At 37.5% G+C, this 19071-nt stretch carries 13 protein-coding genes; 1 reads left to right on the top strand and 12 read right to left on the bottom strand.

The features are described from left to right. Positions 1-102: 102 nt before the first annotated feature. The 6 genes from ldtD to cmoM all read right to left on the bottom strand — a co-directional run bounded on the left by ldtD (position 103) and on the right by cmoM (position 10394). A complete protein-coding gene (gene ldtD / locus GTH24_RS06230) occupies positions 103-1830 on the bottom strand; it encodes a L,D-transpeptidase (RefSeq protein WP_164526081.1) in 1728 nt (575 codons plus the stop codon). Between the two features lie 351 nt (positions 1831-2181). Next, positions 2182-2895 (bottom strand): acid phosphatase AphA, encoded by a 714-nt coding sequence (gene aphA, locus GTH24_RS06225; protein WP_072069664.1) that lies wholly within the window; start codon positions 2893-2895, stop codon positions 2182-2184. A 224-nt stretch (positions 2896-3119) separates the two neighbouring features. After that, complete coding sequence (gene mukB, locus GTH24_RS06220) at positions 3120-7580, bottom strand: chromosome partition protein MukB (RefSeq protein ID WP_164526080.1); 4461 nt, start codon at positions 7578-7580, stop codon at positions 3120-3122. Further along, complete coding sequence (mukE, locus tag GTH24_RS06215; protein WP_164526079.1) at positions 7577-8308, bottom strand: chromosome partition protein MukE; 732 nt, start codon at positions 8306-8308, stop codon at positions 7577-7579. The genes mukB and mukE overlap by 4 nt, the downstream gene beginning before the upstream one ends. Next, positions 8289-9611, bottom strand: a complete 1323-nt coding sequence (gene mukF, locus GTH24_RS06210; protein ID WP_072069667.1) for a chromosome partition protein MukF — start codon at positions 9609-9611, stop codon at positions 8289-8291. The genes mukE and mukF overlap by 20 nt, the downstream gene beginning before the upstream one ends. Before the next feature lie 9 nt (positions 9612-9620). Continuing rightward, positions 9621-10394 carry a tRNA uridine 5-oxyacetic acid(34) methyltransferase CmoM gene (cmoM, locus tag GTH24_RS06205; RefSeq protein WP_164526078.1) on the bottom strand — a complete coding sequence of 258 codons (774 nt, stop codon included), beginning with the start codon at positions 10392-10394 and terminating at the stop codon, positions 9621-9623. A gap of 376 nt (positions 10395-10770) precedes the next feature. Between cmoM and elyC the strand changes: the two genes are divergently transcribed. Further along, positions 10771-11601, top strand: coding sequence for an envelope biogenesis factor ElyC (gene elyC / locus GTH24_RS06200; RefSeq protein WP_164526077.1), 831 nt, complete (start codon positions 10771-10773; stop codon positions 11599-11601). A gap of 81 nt (positions 11602-11682) precedes the next feature. On the opposite strand, the gene kdsB is transcribed toward elyC, so the two are convergent. From kdsB to GTH24_RS06170, 6 genes are all read right to left on the bottom strand, one after another. After that, positions 11683-12444: a 3-deoxy-manno-octulosonate cytidylyltransferase gene (kdsB, locus tag GTH24_RS06195; protein WP_072069670.1), complete on the bottom strand. Its 762-nt coding sequence runs from the start codon at positions 12442-12444 to the stop codon at positions 11683-11685. Between the two features lie 4 nt (positions 12445-12448). Beyond that, entirely contained in the window at positions 12449-12628 is a 180-nt protein-coding gene (locus GTH24_RS06190) for a Trm112 family protein (RefSeq protein WP_004244593.1), read from the bottom strand. A gap of 414 nt (positions 12629-13042) precedes the next feature. Beyond that, positions 13043-13258: a cold-shock protein gene (locus GTH24_RS06185; RefSeq protein WP_023581324.1), complete on the bottom strand. Its 216-nt coding sequence runs from the start codon at positions 13256-13258 to the stop codon at positions 13043-13045. A gap of 515 nt (positions 13259-13773) precedes the next feature. Beyond that, positions 13774-14763 carry a tetraacyldisaccharide 4'-kinase gene (gene lpxK, locus GTH24_RS06180; RefSeq protein ID WP_164526076.1) on the bottom strand — a complete coding sequence of 330 codons (990 nt, stop codon included), beginning with the start codon at positions 14761-14763 and terminating at the stop codon, positions 13774-13776. After that, entirely contained in the window at positions 14760-16505 is a 1746-nt protein-coding gene (gene msbA, locus GTH24_RS06175; RefSeq protein WP_072069672.1) for a lipid A ABC transporter ATP-binding protein/permease MsbA, read from the bottom strand. The genes lpxK and msbA overlap by 4 nt, the downstream gene beginning before the upstream one ends. Positions 16506-16541: 36 nt before the next feature. Continuing rightward, entirely contained in the window at positions 16542-18605 is a 2064-nt protein-coding gene (locus GTH24_RS06170; protein ID WP_241254037.1) for a DNA internalization-related competence protein ComEC/Rec2, read from the bottom strand. Between the last annotated feature and the right edge of the window lie 466 nt (positions 18606-19071).

The following is a 19071-nucleotide window of genomic DNA, read 5'->3' as shown; positions in this document are numbered from 1 at the left end:
TTCTTATTAAAAAAATACAACAAATAAAATATATTATTGATTTGTATATAAAAAAAGGGCAGTCTGTTTAACCACCCTTTATTCAATTTATGTTTTTTTATATTACAAGTATTTCTTAATATTCTCTAAATAAGGTTGTGCATTTGAAATGCTTTTGTCATAACCATAAATATCTACACGATATTGAGGCGCATTCTCCTGTGCTACCCATGCTGTTTGATAATATAAATAAACTGGGATACGTTCAGGAATTGGAGCATATTGTGTTGAACCACGTTTTAACGCCGCATCAATTCTATCTTGTTTCCATCCTGCATCACCCAATAAAATTGAAGCAAGCTCAGAGGCTTTATTTACACGAATACAACCGGAACTGATTGCTCTCATATTTTTTGAGAATAGTGAATGATTTGGAGTGTCATGTAAATAAATCGCTTCTGAATTTGGCATATTAAATTTATAGCGACCTAATGAATTGGTTGGACCCGGTGCCTGCCAAATACGATAAGGAAAGTTTGCTGCACTCATATTTTGCCAATCAATATCATAAGGATTAATTGGGTAAGCATCATTTCCCCATCCAGAGTAAATGGTATATCCCTTACGACTAAAGTAGCTAGGATCTGCTTTACCTCTAGGCACAATATCTTTACGTGTCATGCTTGTTGGCACATTCCAAGGTGGATTAACCACTACGTTGTTCAACGCACTGCTCATAATCGGTGTTTTTCTATCTGGTCTGCCTACAATCACTTTTGAATCAAGAATAAGTTCATTATTGGCATAAAAATAAAGCGAGAAATCAGGGATATTCACCCAAATTCCAGTATCACCTATGGCCGGAGTTAAGCGAAGACGTTGAATATTTAGTGCCATAATACTGGCACGTTGTTCAGGAGTTATATTCAACCACACTCGCGTTTGTCGCCCGATAATACCATCAGGCTCTAATCCGTGAGCTGTTTGAAACACTTTAACTGCGGAAATTAAAGGTGCATCATAAACGGTTGTTGCAATTTCTTGTTCATTTTCTGCTAATTCAGGGATCAATTTTAAATGGCGTAATATTTGTCTAAGTGCTAAGACTTCTTCAGAGGATTGATTTGGCTTTAATGATCCTGCTCCTTTCATTTCCGGCCAAACAACTGCACTATGTAATTGTTTGCGCACTTCTTCTTTCATTAAACTGTAATAAGGATGAGAAGGTGCATAAGAAATAACGAAACTACCTAAAGTGCCATTTTGAATGTTGTGTTGCAGGTCAACCACAAATTTATCTGATGGTGATGGTAAAGTTTGTGAGGCATTACGATACAGCAAAGACGCACCTGATTTATTCACTTGCTCAACAAAACTGATATAACCTAAAAATGCGTCTGATAAAATAATATCACGCCCTTCTTTTGTTAACTCCGGTGTTTCTAATTGTACTAACCATTGTCCAAATTGAGGCTGAATACCTGAAATAGCCACTTCTGCAATTTGTTCCTGTAATTGCTGTGCGATTTTCTCATCTTGCCAAATCAGTGCGAGGTTATTCGCTTGGTAGACTTTTACCAGTTGAGTTAAATATGACGGTTTATATCCTATTGGGAGCCACGACTGTAATTTTGCTTTTGTCTCTAACTCGGTCACTTGTGGGATATTCATTGCCACATTGGTGGGTGTTAGCATCGTTTCATTAATGACTGGCATTAATGTCGTAGTTTCTGTTTCGGGTGTAGATAATACAACTGATTTAGTTTCAGTCGCCATAGCATAATGCCCAGAAAGCAGTGTACCTACAACAACTGAATATGCGATTGCTCTTTTAATTGGTTGATGCGCCATAAATCCTCTACCCTCATCCCTTATTATTATTTTGGTATCCTAGAATATTAGATGAGCTTGGAAAAGAGTTTTATAGGAATAAACTAATATTTTTAAAGTTTTATAAACCTTTGACGGGAATTTGATTTTATTTAATCAAAAAATGACTACTTAGCCGATTTTATATTCAAAAATATAATTTAATAAAAATGTACAATAAATAAACAACAAATGCATAAGTTTAAAATAACTTTTCAATTAAGATTAAAAATAGCGACGAAATAAAAGAAATGATTGAATAGAAAGGAGTCAAAAATAGAAAAAGGCGTAGTTTCCTACGCCTTACAAATAAAGGTAAACAAAGGGTAAAGATTAGTATTCTGAATTGATAACGACTTCTTCACCAAACTGACCTGCTTTTGGCAGTGGTTGGTAAGAAGAGTTAGCCGCACGCAGAATACGAATACCACGGATATTCAGTTCATCTGCTGCTGCGATATCTGCATCCGCATCACCGTAGTAAATTTTCAGTTTATGATCACGCATCCAGCTTACTTTATTATTTGCGCCAGGTTGGTCACCTGCGAAAATAACAGGCTGCATTTTATCAGCAGGGATATTTAAACCCTCTTGAACATATTTGGTCACAGTCTCAGTTTTAGTTTGAGTACGACCAGTAATGAAATAAACAGTATCACCACGTTTTAAGTGCATTTGAACAAGATCGATACCGACTTGTTTAGGCATACTGAATTTATCCCACTCGTTATTCATTTTTTCCCAGAACTCTGGGTTTTTCAGATAACTGAAATCATTTGGAGAATATTCTAGTTTACCGCGATAAAAACCTGGGCTGGAGAATAAAACAGTATCATCAATATCAAAACCAACAGCCATCGGTGCTTGACCAGCTAAGCTTTTTTCGATTTCTGCAACAGAAACCCAATTAATTGGTTGTTGTTGTGCTAATTGAGCAACAGTAACACCTGGGCTTACAACTTCTGGCATATGAACTTTTGCCATTGCCGCGCCATTTAAACTTAACGCTAAAGCAATTGCACTAAAAGCTAACGTGACTTTACGCATTTTCTTTCCTTTAATTTTTATATTAATCACATACGGGAACAATCATAGACATCACGCTTACATTTAAATGAGATATAGCGCACGTTATATCATTTAAATTTTCATTTTCTTGTTAATTTACTTTCATTTTTTGATCTATCTAACACTTTGAAAAAAGAAGGCGCTATGAGTATATGCCCGTAGCGCCTTCTATTTGCCTATTTTTAGCTGATAACCAAATAAAATTATTCTGTTATTTCAGCAACATTTGATGATGCAATTTTATCTTTTTCTGCGTGTTGACCAAAACCTTTTAAACCCACAACGTGAACATGTTCTGTACCATTGAACACTTTACGGACGAGTTTATAAGTCGTACCTTTTTCTGGACTGATATTTTCTGGTGCCGCAATGATTAACTGCATATCTAAACGATCACAAAGTTCGAATAGCGTTGCAATAGATTTAGCATCCAAACGTGCAGCTTCATCGAGGAAAAGCAAACGACAAGGGGAAATATCTTTTCCTCTTAAGCGCCGAGATTCTTCTTCCCAACTTTGTACAACCATCACCAAAATTGACATACCAGTACCAATCGCTTCGCCCGTTGATAACGCGCCACTTTCCGCTTTTAACCACCCTTCTGGCCCACGATTAACCTCGACATCCATTTCTAGATAATTACGATAATCTAACAGCTCTTCTCCCACCGTTTGTGGCATACGTTGCCCAATATCTACTTGTGGATTTAAACGTTGATAGAGCTTCGCCATCGCTTCAGAGAAGGTAAGGTTTTGGTTTTTAAATAAGTCTTGGTATTGATTATCTTCTTCTGATAACACATCAAGAAGCACTTGATGGCTTTCACGAATATTGACGTTAAGTCGAACACCTCGCACTTGGCCAAATGAAACCGCTTGTAAACCTTGGTTTAGCATACGGATACGGTTTTGCTCTCGCTGGATAGTTTTGCGAATAATATTCGCTACACTTCGTGAGCTAATCGCTAATTTCTGTTCACGGCTTGTCAGTTCTTCCGTTAAGCGTGCAAGCTCAATTTCCATCTGTTCAATTGCATCAACTGGATCATCAGTTTTAATGATATCTTGGCGAATACGCTCTCTTAAATGCTGATATACCGCAATAAAGAACTGAACTTTACGATCAGGATATTTAGCATCTTCAGAACGACGTAATGCATCACGTAAGTATTCATTATCAGCAACAGCTTGACGTAATGCACCTAGCGCCTTATCCGACATTGAACGCAATTCATCAGCAGAAAGGTAAGCGAAGTCTCGGCGATGTAAACGACGTTCCATGCCATTTTCTTTCACTAATCGCATCACAGCACACCAACCCGCTTTTGCACTCACAACATGCTCACGAATTTGAGTGTAATCACGCTCAAGTTTACGAATTTTTTTGGTTAAATTATCACGTTCGGCTTCACTAAGTGCGATATCGCGCTCAAGTTGGCTAATACGAGTACGGTTAGCACTAACGGCAGAATAACGTTGATCACGCAGTTCTTTTGCTCTTACTTCTGCTCCAACATCAATATGTATCCCCGTATCACGCATCTCTTGCTCAAGCTCTCTAAGTAATTCAGATTTAGTATCAAAAGAACTTTTTAATGATGCGAGCACTTGATTAAATTGAGCACATTGCGCCTGTTGTTGGCGATAAAGCTCTCTTGCTGTAGACCGTTCTGTTTCTGCCATCTCTAAACGATGACGTAACTTCTCATTAAGATCGCTATTTTCGCTCACAATCTCAACTGCATCGCTATAACTAAAATGCGCACGACGTTGTACGACTTCCACCAACAAGAAAGCTTGTTGTTGATAACGCTGTTGTTCTTCCTTTGCTTGTTCATAGTCTTGCGCTAATTGCTCATGCTCTTGTGGATCACTTTGCAAAATTGACGCAATAGGTTCTAGCGTTGCTAGTGCTTTTTCATGACGCTGTAAGTGGCGCATAGACTCTTCAGCGACATATAGCTCTTCACGTAGCTCTTCAACACGGTCAATCAATGTTTCATCCATCAAGATATTCACTTGAGGGATCAGTTTATTAAGCAGATTCAGTGATTCTTTGGCACGAGCATAATGTTGGCGCTGCTGCTGAGTACTTTCTTCATATTGTGCTAACGCTCTTTCTAGCTCATTACGTCTTTGATTAAGCTGGCGGATATCCTCTTCAGGATCAGCTTCAAAAGCGACTGAAATATGTTGCCCAACAAATTGACTAAAGGCATGGTGTGCTCGTTGAATTTTTTGCACATCAAAAGCTTGCGTTGCATAAAGTTCAGAAAGCTCATCGCGTTGACGAGATAATATTTCTAATTGATTTTCACGCGCAGCACGACCAAAAAGTGGGATCTCAGGATAGCGAGAATAACGCCATTGTCTATCAGAGCTCTTGATAAGAACCGCTTTATCCATCTCTTGTGCATTAAATACACTGTCATCGAAAGATTGAGGATCGCCTTCGATAAAATAGAGATCTTCAGGGCAATCTTCTAATGTTTCTAATTGCGCCTGAACAAGAGAGAGATCTTGTACTACGATGGCATGGCGTGCAGGGCCATATAACGCTGAGAAATAAGGTGCATCATCTAATGTAATATCATCATAAATCTCTGATAATAAAACCCCATTAAAACGCTCTGCTAACGTAATTAACCGCCCATCTTCAGCACCACTTGGCTGACTTAAACGTTCAATTTGTGCTTCAATTTGTTGTTTGCGTGTTGCTGTTTCATCACGTAATACGGTGGCTTCGCGCTCTTTTTCAAGTAACTGTTGCATATATTCTGTTACTTGATGACCCGTTTCAAAAGATTGACGAGTTTGCTCACACAGTTGCGTTAATGCATCTTGTGCTGCAAGCCATGCTGGGGCTTGTTTTTTCAGCTTTTCAATTTGTTGCTTGAGTTGATCTAGCTCTTGGCGCATTTGCATGCGATGTTCGCCAGACTCATTAACATAGTCACTAAGCTCTTCAATTTTAGCTTCTAACTCATCTTGTAAAATTAAAAGATCATCTGGCTCCATTGATTTGCCATGATGTTTATTAAATTCTTCAAGTTGACGCTGAGCATTGTTTCGCTGATGCAAACGTTGCTCTAATTCTGCTAATTGCATACGAATAGGATGAACCCTATCCGCTTGGTGTCGATGCGAAGACCATTCACGTAATGCCGTTTTGGCGGCACTCCATGCATCTTTACGATCAACCTCACCAACAATAGCGTTAACCAATTTATAAGCTTGGTCAAACTGTGTTTTTGCTGCTTCAGAAACATTAAGTTTCTGTTCCATAGAAAGTAGTGAATGGGTAATGGTTTGAATTTTTGCTTGAATACGTTCAGCCCACTGATCAGCATTACTTTCATCTAAATCAGCAATATCACATTGTGCTTTAGCACGCTCTAAAGCCTGCACAGCTTGGCGATATTGAATAGCGCGTGTTTGTTGTACATCTAATGCTTGCTGATAGTCTGCTAACTGACTTTTCAGTTCATCGACTTCTTCTTCTGCCGATTCTACTCGTGCTTCAAGTTCTTCTTTCTTAGACGCGGCTTCTTCAACCACTTCACTTTGTTCTTCTAAGCGAAAAGTTATTTCTTCTACATCGGCAACATAACGGTCAATTTTTTCTTGTTGACGAACTGCATTTTGTACTAGGTTTAATCGGTCACTTGCTGCTTGATAATCCGCTTCAAGATCAGAAGAAAGTGCTTGTTGTTCTTCCAGCTCTTTACCCATTTCAACAAAGCGATATGCCTCGTTATTGATGGATTTTCTCTGGCTCCATAACTCACGGCGAACTTCTAAAGCTTCATCAAGATGAACGCGTCGTTCATTTGCATGACGCATATAGTCTGCCGCAACGTAAGATGTTGCTTCTGTGATCAGGTGTTTAAATAAATCACGATCCGATTGTGTGACACGAATAGCTTCAAGCGTCATACGGTTTTCCCGCAACGCACCTTCCATGTCTTGGAATGCTTTTCTGACTCCGCTATTTTCAGGTAGTAAGTAATCACGTAAAGAACGAGTGATCGCACTTGAAATACCACCATATAATGAGGCTTCAATTAAACGATAAAATTTGGCACGATCACTGGCTGACCGCAAGCGCTTAGGGATCACCCCTAAATCAAACATCACTGCATGGAAGTCAGTAATTGAATTAAACTGTCTGAAAACAACCCCATCAATGGCTTCAACTTTTTCTTTTAATTCATTGAGTGGTAAAACCCGTGCTTGGCGATCTGCAACAGCTTGAGTCAGAATTTCTGTCGGGTTTTCTGCCATTGGCAACCCTTGGATCATAAAGGGTTTGATATCAACTTTTTTATCACGGCCAGCAATCTGCTGTAAACGTACCCCTACCACAGCACGTAAATGACGTGAGTTGATCACATCTAATACGGCGTAACAAACACCTGGGCGTAACTTTCCATATAATCCTTTATCACGAGAGCCACTTGTTGATCCAGCTTCGGTGGTATTACGAAAATGCAGTAAAGTAAGATCAGGGATCATTGCTGTGATAAATGCAGCCATAGTGGTTGATTTACCTGCACCATTCCCGCCTGATAATGTCGTCACCAATTCATCTAAGTCAAAAGTGCGAGCAAAGAACCCATTCCAGTTGATCAGTGTTAATGAGCGAAATTTTCCACGTTCAATCATTTATTTTCTTCCTCCGCATCATTTTCACCTGATTGTAATTGCTCATCTTCATTTTCTTCATCATCGTTTGGTGCCTCTGATCCTGTATCAAGCGCCATCGCTTCACCATCACGGATCATTCGCATTTGAGCTTCAAGTGGAGAATCACCACTACGTACATCAGCACCAAAGCGGAACACTGATTCTGTTATTGAAAAACGCTGCAAGTCATTTAATAAGAATGAGATCATACCTAAACGACGTAAACGATTTAGAGAGGTTCTCATTTTTTCTTGCAGCTTTTGCAAATCAAGATCAGAACCGGTGGAACGCTGATTCACTAAACGTAATAATTTATTTTCATCTGCTAACGTTCTTAACTCATCGAATAGTTCTTGAACAGTAAATATACCCTGATTCGCTAATCGCTCTGGGCTAAGATAGAGATAACAAAGAATTTTCCCCACCAGCATATCCATTTCAGACAATACAGAACGGGGAATAAGCGTAGTTGAGCGAGGACGTAAATAGAAGAAGCCTTCTGGAGCTCGGATTAATTCAACATTATAACGCGCATAAAAATCTGACAATTCATCTTGAAAATCCATCAAGAAAGCATGATTATCCAGAGAATCTATACCAATATGTCGACCTGCACGTAACTGGCTATCCAGTTCAGGAAAAAGTGAGTTCACTAATGCCTGAGCTAGTTTTGCTGGCATAAATTGTTCAGTATGTATCGATGACATGCGCTTGTACCTTAGCTCCATATTCGTTAATTTCTGACCATTTTGCAGGTAATCCTGCGAGCTCAGCTTTTGCTACACCTAATCGTACCGCCTGATCAATAACAATACGGGCAACATCAAAATGTTTCTGTTGCGGGTAACGATCAAGATATTCAACTAATACTGAACTGAGATCTAATGCTCGTTGCTCTAATTTGTAAGAAGCAAGCTCTTGCTCTACCCATTGCGCTATTTGTTCATTCACTTCGCTGAACATTTGATATTCGAGTTCTTCAGGTAATTCACCTGTGACTTCTTCATCTCGTAAAGTCAGTTCTTCATCACGCATATCATACAACCTATCTGCATTAGCGTAAGTTAATGCCCATGGGCTGTCGAAATAGTTTTGTACTGATTGACGTAATCGACGAGAAAATATACGGTTTTTATCCATATCAATCGCAGTACGAATAAATTTATGGACGTGTCTATCATAGCCAATCCATAAATCAATAGATTGCTGACCCCAACTAATAATACGGTCTAGCTTACTTTGTAGCTCAAATACTAACGTATCTATTTGATCAACATGACCCGTATTCATGTTTGCTTCTTGAATGCGCAATAGATTAGCTTGAAGTTTATCACCTGCGGCTTCAAGCGTATCTTGTAGCTCTCTTAATGTGCCAGAGGTTTCAGATAACAGTTGTTCACAGCTTGATATAGCGGCTTGCCAGTCTTGATTTAATAGCGCTGCAATATCTTCTTTTACTGTATTTTGCTGTTCATCCATTATTCGCTGTGACAAATCAATGCTATCGAAAATTTCTGCAACTGAATATTTCAGTGGCGCAAAAACATTACGATGCCAATGATATTCATCACCACCATCTTCAGCAGAACTTGCAGCAGAATCGAGTTCTCCCGCTACAATGGATAACTGCATAGATAAACGTAACGATGAAAATTCACGTTGACGAATATAATAATCACTAATTCCAATGCCTAACGGTGTTAAACGGTATATTGCATTACCTTCTACCAACTCACTGGTAAAACGGTTAAAAAGCCGTTGCTTGACCATATCATTAATGGCGTTATTGGCACGAACTTGTATTGATTCTGCGGGTTGCTCAAAGCCTTTACAGACCTCTCTAAAGGCGTCAATTAACTCCCCTTCACTAATTTCGCCATCAAGGCGTTCACTGTTTAATACAGCGACTGCCATCAAAAAAGCTAATCTTTCAGGTGGCAGTGAGATTGAGAAATCATTTTTTCTCGCCCAAGACACTAACTCAGGAACGGTCTGGGTAAAATCACTCATAGTACATCCTTAATTTACACGCTTTTGTGCCATGACATGAATGTAACGCCCCAGACTGATATAGGGCTCTTGCCGACAATAACGTTGCTCTAACGCAAGCAACGATGGAAAATCTTTATTTTGCAACTGGCGACTTTGTAAATAATCATGAAAAACACGAACTCCCGTTTTTCCTAATATTATCATTGAGAATTCTGTCAGCCATTGATAAACATCTTCAGGTTGCAATGGGTTTTGAGGCGATAATGATTTTTTTCTTCTTCGAGGAATTCCGGGATTTGCCAGATGAAAATTCCCCAATATCGCATTTCTCATAACAATGCCATTCGCATTGTAAAACATCAGCGATAAGATACCATTAGGTAGTAGCATATCGGTAAGAACATTTACGGCGTCTTTCTGATCCGTGATCCACTCCAATACGGCATGAAATAGGATTAAGTCAACTCTTTCATCTATATGCTCTTTAATCTCTTGAGCTGCACAACAAATAAACGTCATGTTCTCAGCAACACCTTCATCAATCGCCGCTTCTTGTGCGCGATTAAGCATCTCTTGTGATAAATCACATAAGATAATTTGGTGTCCTAATTTAGCCAATTGGCGAGAAAAATACCCTTCTCCACCTCCGGCATCTAAAATACGCAAAGTGCGATTAGGCAGAAGGGTTAATAATTGTTGTAAATCTTCCCAAATCACTGCTTGGCGAATTTTACCCTTTGTTGTGCCATAGATATTGCGGGAGAATTTATCTGCAATATCGTCAAAATTACGATCTGACATTAAAACGCCTCATGATAACAACTTGCTACTTGCGCTCTTTGCATTCTGATAAATTCAAAAAATATGAGACACTGTACATAAAATTAAGACGGCAATTTTACCAGTGTTCTATGATACTGACTGTTTTCTCTAAAGAAATAAGCCATGAATCAGATTATTCGCAAAGCGCAGTATAAATATAACGCTTATTAATAAAAAATTAATGTTCGAACGTTTATCGTCTTATAAATAATTTAACGGTTCTTTATTTCTATTGATTAAAATTTAGTGAAACGTTGTTGTACCGACTATTTTGACACAATGCCTCTGTGATCCCCTAGTTTTCACTAAGCTTTCTCTATCAATTGCATGTATTTCACTCAATTTAGGATGATTTATGCTGTTTTTGCTCAAAAAGTATGTTGCAGGTTTTTTAATGCCCTTGCCTTTACTCTTATTAATCGCCTTTTTTGCCTTAGCTCTGCTTTGGTTTACTCGTTGGCAAAAAACAGGAAAAAGCCTACTTACTGTTGTTCTTATTTTATTGATGCTTTTAGGCATACAGCCTGTTGCTGATACATTATTAATGCCAAGTGAAAAAGAGTATCAAGCTCGTTATGAATTACGAGAAAATTCACAACAAGATGTGAACTACATTGTTGTTTTGGGTGGTGGATTTACTTATAACCCAGATTGGGCCCCCAGTTCTAATCTTCTTAATAATAGTTTATTTCGTGTTGCTGAAGGTGTAAGACTCTATTATCGCAATCCTAATTCAACACTGATTTTTACAGGTGGTGCAGGTGTTAATCAAATAAGTAGTGCAGAGGTGGCAGCTCAGGTAGCACAATCTTTAGGTGTACCTCCTGAAAGAACTATCGCATTATCAACACCGAAAGATACTGAAGAAGAAGCCTATGAAGTTGATAAATTAATTGGTAAGAAACCATTTTTACTTGTGACGTCCGCTAACCATTTAGCACGCGCCGAACGTTTCTTTTTAGCTAGAGGCATGAAACCTATCGTTGCACCAGCTAACCAATTGGCTATCACTTCGCCATTACATCCTTGGGAGAAATATTTCCCTTCAGCAACCTATTTTCAACATAGTGAACGTGCATGGTATGAGTTTTTAGGCTCAATGTGGCAATCAGTAAAACCAGCAGGACAACCAGTCACTATTCCTGAAAATGAAAGTCATCAATCAGATAAAAAAGAAAACCAATAATTAAAAAATATCATTACCGACTGATACAAAAACGGCACTTAATTTAAGTGCCGTTGAAATTTATTTGTGTCCGTTAAAAGATCAGAACTCTTGGTTAAGTGCTCGATATGCAGCTCTGGCTGCGACAAGATCATCTTGAGTATCAACACCCACGCCAGGAACTTCTAATGCTTTTGCAACATGGATTTTTTCGCCATACCACAATACTCGCAGTTGCTCTAACATTTCAATAGATTCTAATGGGCTCGGTTCCCAAGTAATATATCGACGTATAAAACCTGCGCGATAAGCATAAATCCCAATATGGCGTAAGTAATGCTCACCAATTTCATCGTGTGATAAGTTAAAACGGTCTCTTTCCCAAGGAATGGTTGCACGAGAAAAATAAAGTGCAAAACCTTTTGCATCCATCACCACTTTCACGGCGTTAGGATTAAAAGCTTCTTTTGAATCAACAATAGGCACTGCTAATGTTGCCATTCCAGCACCACAATTTGCCAAATTTTCAGCAACTTGAGTAATAATTGCGGGAGGAATAAGAGGCTCATCACCTTGTACGTTAACGATTATCTCGTCATCTGCAAATTGGTATTTTTCAATGACTTCAGCTAAACGTTCTGTACCCGAATGGTGATCTTCTCGGGTCATACATGCTTCCCCACCCGCTTTTTCCACAGCGGCAACAACATCTAAGTTGTCGGTTGCGACAATGACACGGTTTGCACCAGAACGCATAGCCTGTTCCATAACACGAACAATCATTGGCTTACCGTGAATATCCGCGAGGGGTTTACCCGGTAAGCGGGTCGATGCATATCGACCAGGGATTATGACCGTGAACATGAAGTTACTTTTCCTCTTCTAGTGATAATTCTCTTGCTTCATTCTCCAGAAGAACGGGGATATTGTCACGAACAGGATAAGCTAAATGATCAATTTTGCAGATAAGCTCTGAATTTTCTTTATCAAAGATAAGTTTGCCGTGGCAAACTGGACAAGCAATAATTTCAAGTAAGCGGTGATCCATTTTGTCCCTCTCAAGGGTTAATCATTTTATATAGCAAAAGGATATCATAAGGAAGGATCTGCGTTAATACTCAAAGCCTCTCGTTTAGTGATAATTCGAAAATTATTTTAGTTATTAATAAATTTATTATTTTCTTTTTTACTATAGGCAACAAAAAAGCCACATTAATGTGGCTTTTTATCGTTGAGTCTGCAACATCATTAATAAAGAATTACATTCCGCTTTTATTGATAATAATTTAACCTTTTTATTATCTTTATTGCATTCTAATTAACGTTATAACTCTTTTATATTACTTATTCGGCTTGGTAGTAAGCTATTTGACCTTACCTGCCCCAAAATAGGTATAAACGATAATTCAATCTCAGTGTTAAACTATCGTTTCAACTACATCATCAACAAGGTAAACCTTATTTAAAATCCGATAACATCAGCGGCTTCTAGGCCAGCGGCTGTTCTGATAACAGAAAATTCAACATCTTGACCTTCTGTTAATGCTTTGTTTTTTGTATTGGCAATCGCTTTTTTATTGACATAAACTTCTTGTTCAATGTCTCTTGCAACAATAAGACCATAACCTTTGTTATTGTCAAACCATTTTACGCGACCCATTCTTAATTGTAATGTCATGATAGATAAACTCCTTTTGTTCTTCGTATAGTTTTTATTTTTCTATACTAATGCATCCTACTTTTTATTATGTCTTCTTATATAAAACCCCAATTAAATTCTGAACACATTAATTTAAGTAGTGCATTTTATTATTTAATATAAATGTTCAAAACCGTGATAGCTAAGCTTAATGAATATTCTAAGGCTCAATATTTACAGTATCAACATGACAAAAAGATGACATGAGGAAGATATTTTATTGTGCACCTATAAATAAAATAATCATATATAAGGATTAATAATCACCATTCAAAATAGTTTCTACAATCCATTAGGCGCAAAGCCAATTGCATTCACAGCATAAAAATATTACGTCTACATTAAAGATCCACAAAATCTCCACACAAGGCTTTTGAGTAGATAGGGTATTGGCGAGTTAAATTGAACTACGACAAAAGCGATATGCAACTGTGGGTAGGTAATCTTTTATGTAACGCTATCCTGATTTCCACTATAAATATCATTGTTTCAGATCAGATACAAGTTTTTTTCGAGCCGTAAATTAAATTGCTGACTTGTTTTAGCACCGATTGACTATTTAATTCAGCACTGACTGGCAAATACCACCAATTATCTTGAGCAAAATGCTGACATTTAACAGCATCTTTTTCTGTCATAATAAGCGTTTCATTGAAAGGTGTTAAATCTTGTAATTCTTTGGCACTGTAATCACTATGATCACTAAATGCTTTAATTGAAATTAATTCAATTCCTTTTTCACGCAAAGAATTAAAAAAACGAGGGGGATGACCAATTCCGGCTATTGCTACCGCTTTAGCGATCTGTTGAACTGGCTTTTTCTCACCTGTTTTAAGGTTCACCACAATATCACCCGCTAAAACCATAGCTATCTCATTATCTTGGCTTAAACCACCATTAACGATAATTGTATCAACTGAATGTAAGCGACTCGCTCGTTCCCGCATAGGACCAGCAGGAAGCCACCAGCCATTACCAAATCGACGCTGCCCATCAATAACAACAATTTCATAATCACGCTGTAGTGCATAATGCTGTAAGCCATCATCAGTGATAATTACATCAAGTTCATGTTGCGCTAATAAGGCTTTTACTGCATCTCGTCGATTAGGTGCAACCGCAACGGGTGCACCTGTTCGATGATAAATTAACACAGGTTCATCACCTGCCATTGCAGGTGTGGTCTCTGATGTCAGCAGTAATGGATAATGATCTGATTTTCCGCCATAACCACGGGAAACAATGCCTGGTTTAAATCCTTGCTGTATTAATTGCTCAACGAGCCATATAACAACCGGTGTTTTGCCATTACCACCTGCTGTTAAGTTACCAACAACTACAACAGGAACAGAAGCTTTCCATGATGACAACCATCCTTTTTGATATGCAAAGCGCCTTAATAGAGTAATTGCACCGTACAACCATGAAAATGGAAGTAAGAGGAAATAAAACCAAGATTTACCAGACCAAATCCGTTCAATCATTTACCAAATTGCATCCTGTGAAGTTGGGCATAAACACCTTTTTGATCGATTAAATCAATGTGTGAGCCACGTTCAACAATTTCACCATCTTCAATAACTAAAATTTCATCTGCTTTTTCAATGGTTGATAGGCGGTGAGCAATTACTAAAGAGGTTCTATTTTTTTGCAGTTCATCAAGTGCAGATTGAATAGCTCGTTCTGATTCTGTATCAAGTGCCGATGTAGCTTCATCAAGGATAAGAATTGGTGAGTCACGTAGTAAAGCCCTTGCTATCGCGATACGTTGACGCTGTCCCCCCGAAAGCAGAACACCATTTTCACCAATTTCAGTATCTAGGCCTTTATCCATTTTATTAATAAAGTCCATTGCATGTGCCATTTTGGCTGCTTTTTCGATATCGTCACGACTGTATTGGTCTTCACACGCATAAACAATATTGTTTGCTACTGTTTCATTAAATAAGTGAACATTTTGAGAAACAAGAGCAACTTGATTACGTAAAGATTTCAATGTGTATTCACGAATATCATGACCATTAATCAATATTTGTCCTTCATTGATATCATAAAAACGTGTGATCAGATTAGCTATTGTTGACTTACCGGAACCAGAACGCCCCACTAATGCAACAGTTTTTCCTGCTGGAATAGTAAATGACATATTTTTCAAGGCAGGTGTATCTTTTGTCACATATTGGAAAGTCACATTACGGAATTCAATATCACCCGTTGGTTTTTTCAATTCTAGCTTACCAGTATCTTTCTCTTGTTCCATATCGAGAATAGCAAATAAGGTCTGACAAGCCGCCATACCTCTTTGGAACTGAGCATTTACATTCGTCAATGATTTCAATGGGCGCATTAATGCAACCATTGATGAGAAAACAACAGTGATTGTACCTGCGGTTAATGTATCCATAATGTCAGGGAAACTCGCCGCGTATAGAACAAATGCTAATGCGAAGGAAGCAATTAATTGAATAATAGGATCTGAAATTGACGATGCAACAACCATACGCATACCTTGACGACGAATATGGTTACTCACATGATTAAAGCGCTTATTCTCGACTTCTTGTCCATTAAAAATAAGCACTTCTTTATGCCCTTTCAGCATCTGTTCAGCACTAGTTGTTACTTGTCCCATACTATTTTGAATACGTTTACTGATCGTTCTAAAACGTGTTGATACCAAACGAATAACAATGGCAACAATAGGGGCAATAACAATGAGGATCATAGATAATTGCCAACTATAGTAAAACATCAAGCCAAAGAGCCCGATAATGTAAGCACCTTCACGAACAACTGTAATTAATGCACCTGATGAAGAAGAAGCAACTTGCTCTGAATCATATGTAATACGAGAAAGCAAAGTTCCTGTTGATTGCTGGTCAAAAAAGCTCACCGGCATTCCCATAATATGGGAAAATAGTCGGCGACGCATATTCATTACAACTTTCCCAGATACCCAAGAAAGGCAGTAACTTGAAATAAAGTTAGATATACCACGCAGAACTATCAGTCCAATAACAGCAATCGGCATCCATTTTAATACGTCATTACTTGCTTTACCAAAACCTTCATCAAGCAGTGGTTTTAATAAAGAAATCATAAATGCATCCACACCCGCATTGACGATTAATGCAATTGCTGCAGCGATCAAACCCGCTTTGAAAATCCGAATCATCGGCCATAAGCGTCGGAATGTTTGCCACGTTGATAGGTCTATATCATTCATATATATTACCAAACTTTTAATAATTAGCCGGTCATTCTACTCGGGAAACGTCAAAACACCAAACCACTGATGATACCAACGAGGTAAAATATCTCGTCTATAGGTAAATACATCAATATTGTCTTGATTAAACTCGATCGATATCTGCCCACTAATAGAGGTTGTTAGCCAATTAATAGCTTCTTTTTTATAACGAAGGTGTACTTTATCAGAAGGTAAACGCCAAAGGCTATAACGAGCGGCAGAAACGAGTGCAAATTTGGGCGACACTGTTTGAATAAACGCCAATGTGGACGATGTTTGGCTACCATGATGAGGAACCTGCAAAATATCAGCACTTAACTGGTGTTTTTTTGACCTTATTAATTGGATTTCTGCCTCTTTTTCAATGTCACCTGTCAACAGTATATTATGTTTACCATCACTTACATTGATCACACATGATTGATTATTTTTAGGTGAAAGAGCTTTATTGGGTGGCCATAATGCATCAAACTTAATCCCTTTCCATTGCCATGATCCCCCCTGTAAACAGGGTAAATGTGAAGAATTATCAAAACTACTACGAAGTGTTAAATTAGGATAAGCCATCATTAAATCATTAATACCACCTGTATGATCTAAATGATCATGGCTGATTATTAATGCCACTGGATTAAGTCGATGATATTTTAAATAAGGAATAATGACACTTTTTGCAATTGAACCACCACTTTTCCAACGTATTCCTGTGTCATAAATAATCGCTTCTCTGTCTTTTTCAAGAATAATAGCTAAACCATGACCAACATCTAGCATAGTCATACGCCATTGATATCGTGAGAAAGTAGTGAATTCGCAATATAAAAGAATACCACTAGCAATAAGCAAAATAAAATGATGGCGCCACCATGACATTTTTATAATTAAAATAATACCAACCCCGAGAAACCCTAATAAAAAAGGAATAGCACCACTATCTTGCCAATAAGGTAAAAATAAAGGAGCACACCAAAAAGCAAGATTAATAGAAAGATCAACCCAGTGCCAAATTATTGGTTGTAAAAATGAGAAAAAAGATGTCAATAATCCAAGTATTATTAACGGTACGGTAATAAATGAAATAATAGGAACTGCCCATAAATTAACGATAAAACTAAAAAAATTAGCACCACTGAATAAATAAAGTTGAAAAGGTAATAAAATAATCAACAATCCAAATTGTAAGTGCATTAGCCTTAAAATAAACCACCGTTTTTGATAATTATATTTAGCTTTTAATGGATACATCCAATACCAAAAAATAATGGCAAATACAGCTGAAAACGAAAGCCAAAAACTGACTGAAAGTATCGATAGTGGCTCAATAATCAAAATAAGAGCAGCGCTCCAGAGAGCCCATTGCCAAGGCAGAAATAACCGGCTTTGCCAATGTAAAATAACCCAAACACTTAATCCGATAACAGCTCTTGTTGCAGGTATTCCCCAGCCCGATAAAGTTGCATAAAATACACCACATCCCCAAGCCATTAACAATGGAAATTGTGTATTTATCCATTTAATAGGAAATAAGAACTGAATACCCCTTGCTATAACCCACCCTACAAGCGCGGCTAATCCAATATGTAATCCCGATATAACAATAAGATGTGCAACTCCCGTTTTCATATAAAGATCTTTTTTTTCATACTCTATATCGCGTTTATCACCTAAAACTAACGCAATAATCTCACCTTTATTTTTTGCTGTTTGCCAATAGGTTAAAAGTGAATGAATAAATTGAGTACGTAGCGAAATATCAGCATAAACGAATGTAGCTGACATCACTTTCCCCGCTAAGGTTTCTTTCTTAGAAACTGCATATTTTTGGCTATCAAATCCCCCATCATTTAAATAGCTGTGTACAGCTTTGAATTGGATTTTAAATTTCCAAATTTGCCCTACTTCAATATTTTTAGGTGGGTTTCTCCAATATACGTTAGCGTAAATAGAAGATGAAAAAAATGTCTCTTTGGGAACGGGAATTTTGATAATAAGATTACCATCTGATAATTGACGATATTCAACAATATTTGTTTCAAATGACACAATATTATCAACAAGTTGAACTGTTCTTACCATCAAAGAGTATGCTATAAGATTAGAATAACCCCAGAAAAATAAAAATAATGCTAAGAAACGAATTAATGAAAAAGGAATAAGTAATAAAAATACTGCAATAATAATTACAATATAATAAGTAGTTAAACTAAAAAGCGTATGCTGAAATAATAAAGGTAAACAACCTAATAATATTGCCAAAGCAATACTATCTAAACTCAGTGTTGTAAAGTAAAATTGTTTAAAATATTTTGAATAAAAGAAGTGTTGTTTTATTGATAATATTTTTGACCTCAAAACACTTATTATTCCTCTCAATAGAATCATTTTTGCATCCCTTCATAAGCATCTCTAAATATCATGAAGTTATATTTTTATTAAAGGTAGCTCTTTAGAACATTTTTTCGTACTTCGTTATAAAAAGAAAATTCTTTATTGTCGCATACATTATATTTTGAGAAGAAACTCGAAAAAAACAAAACAAGTC

Source organism: Proteus vulgaris, assembly GCF_011045815.1.
Classification (GTDB): domain Bacteria; phylum Pseudomonadota; class Gammaproteobacteria; order Enterobacterales; family Enterobacteriaceae; genus Proteus; species Proteus vulgaris_B.
This window is presented reverse-complemented; position numbering and strand designations above follow the sequence as displayed.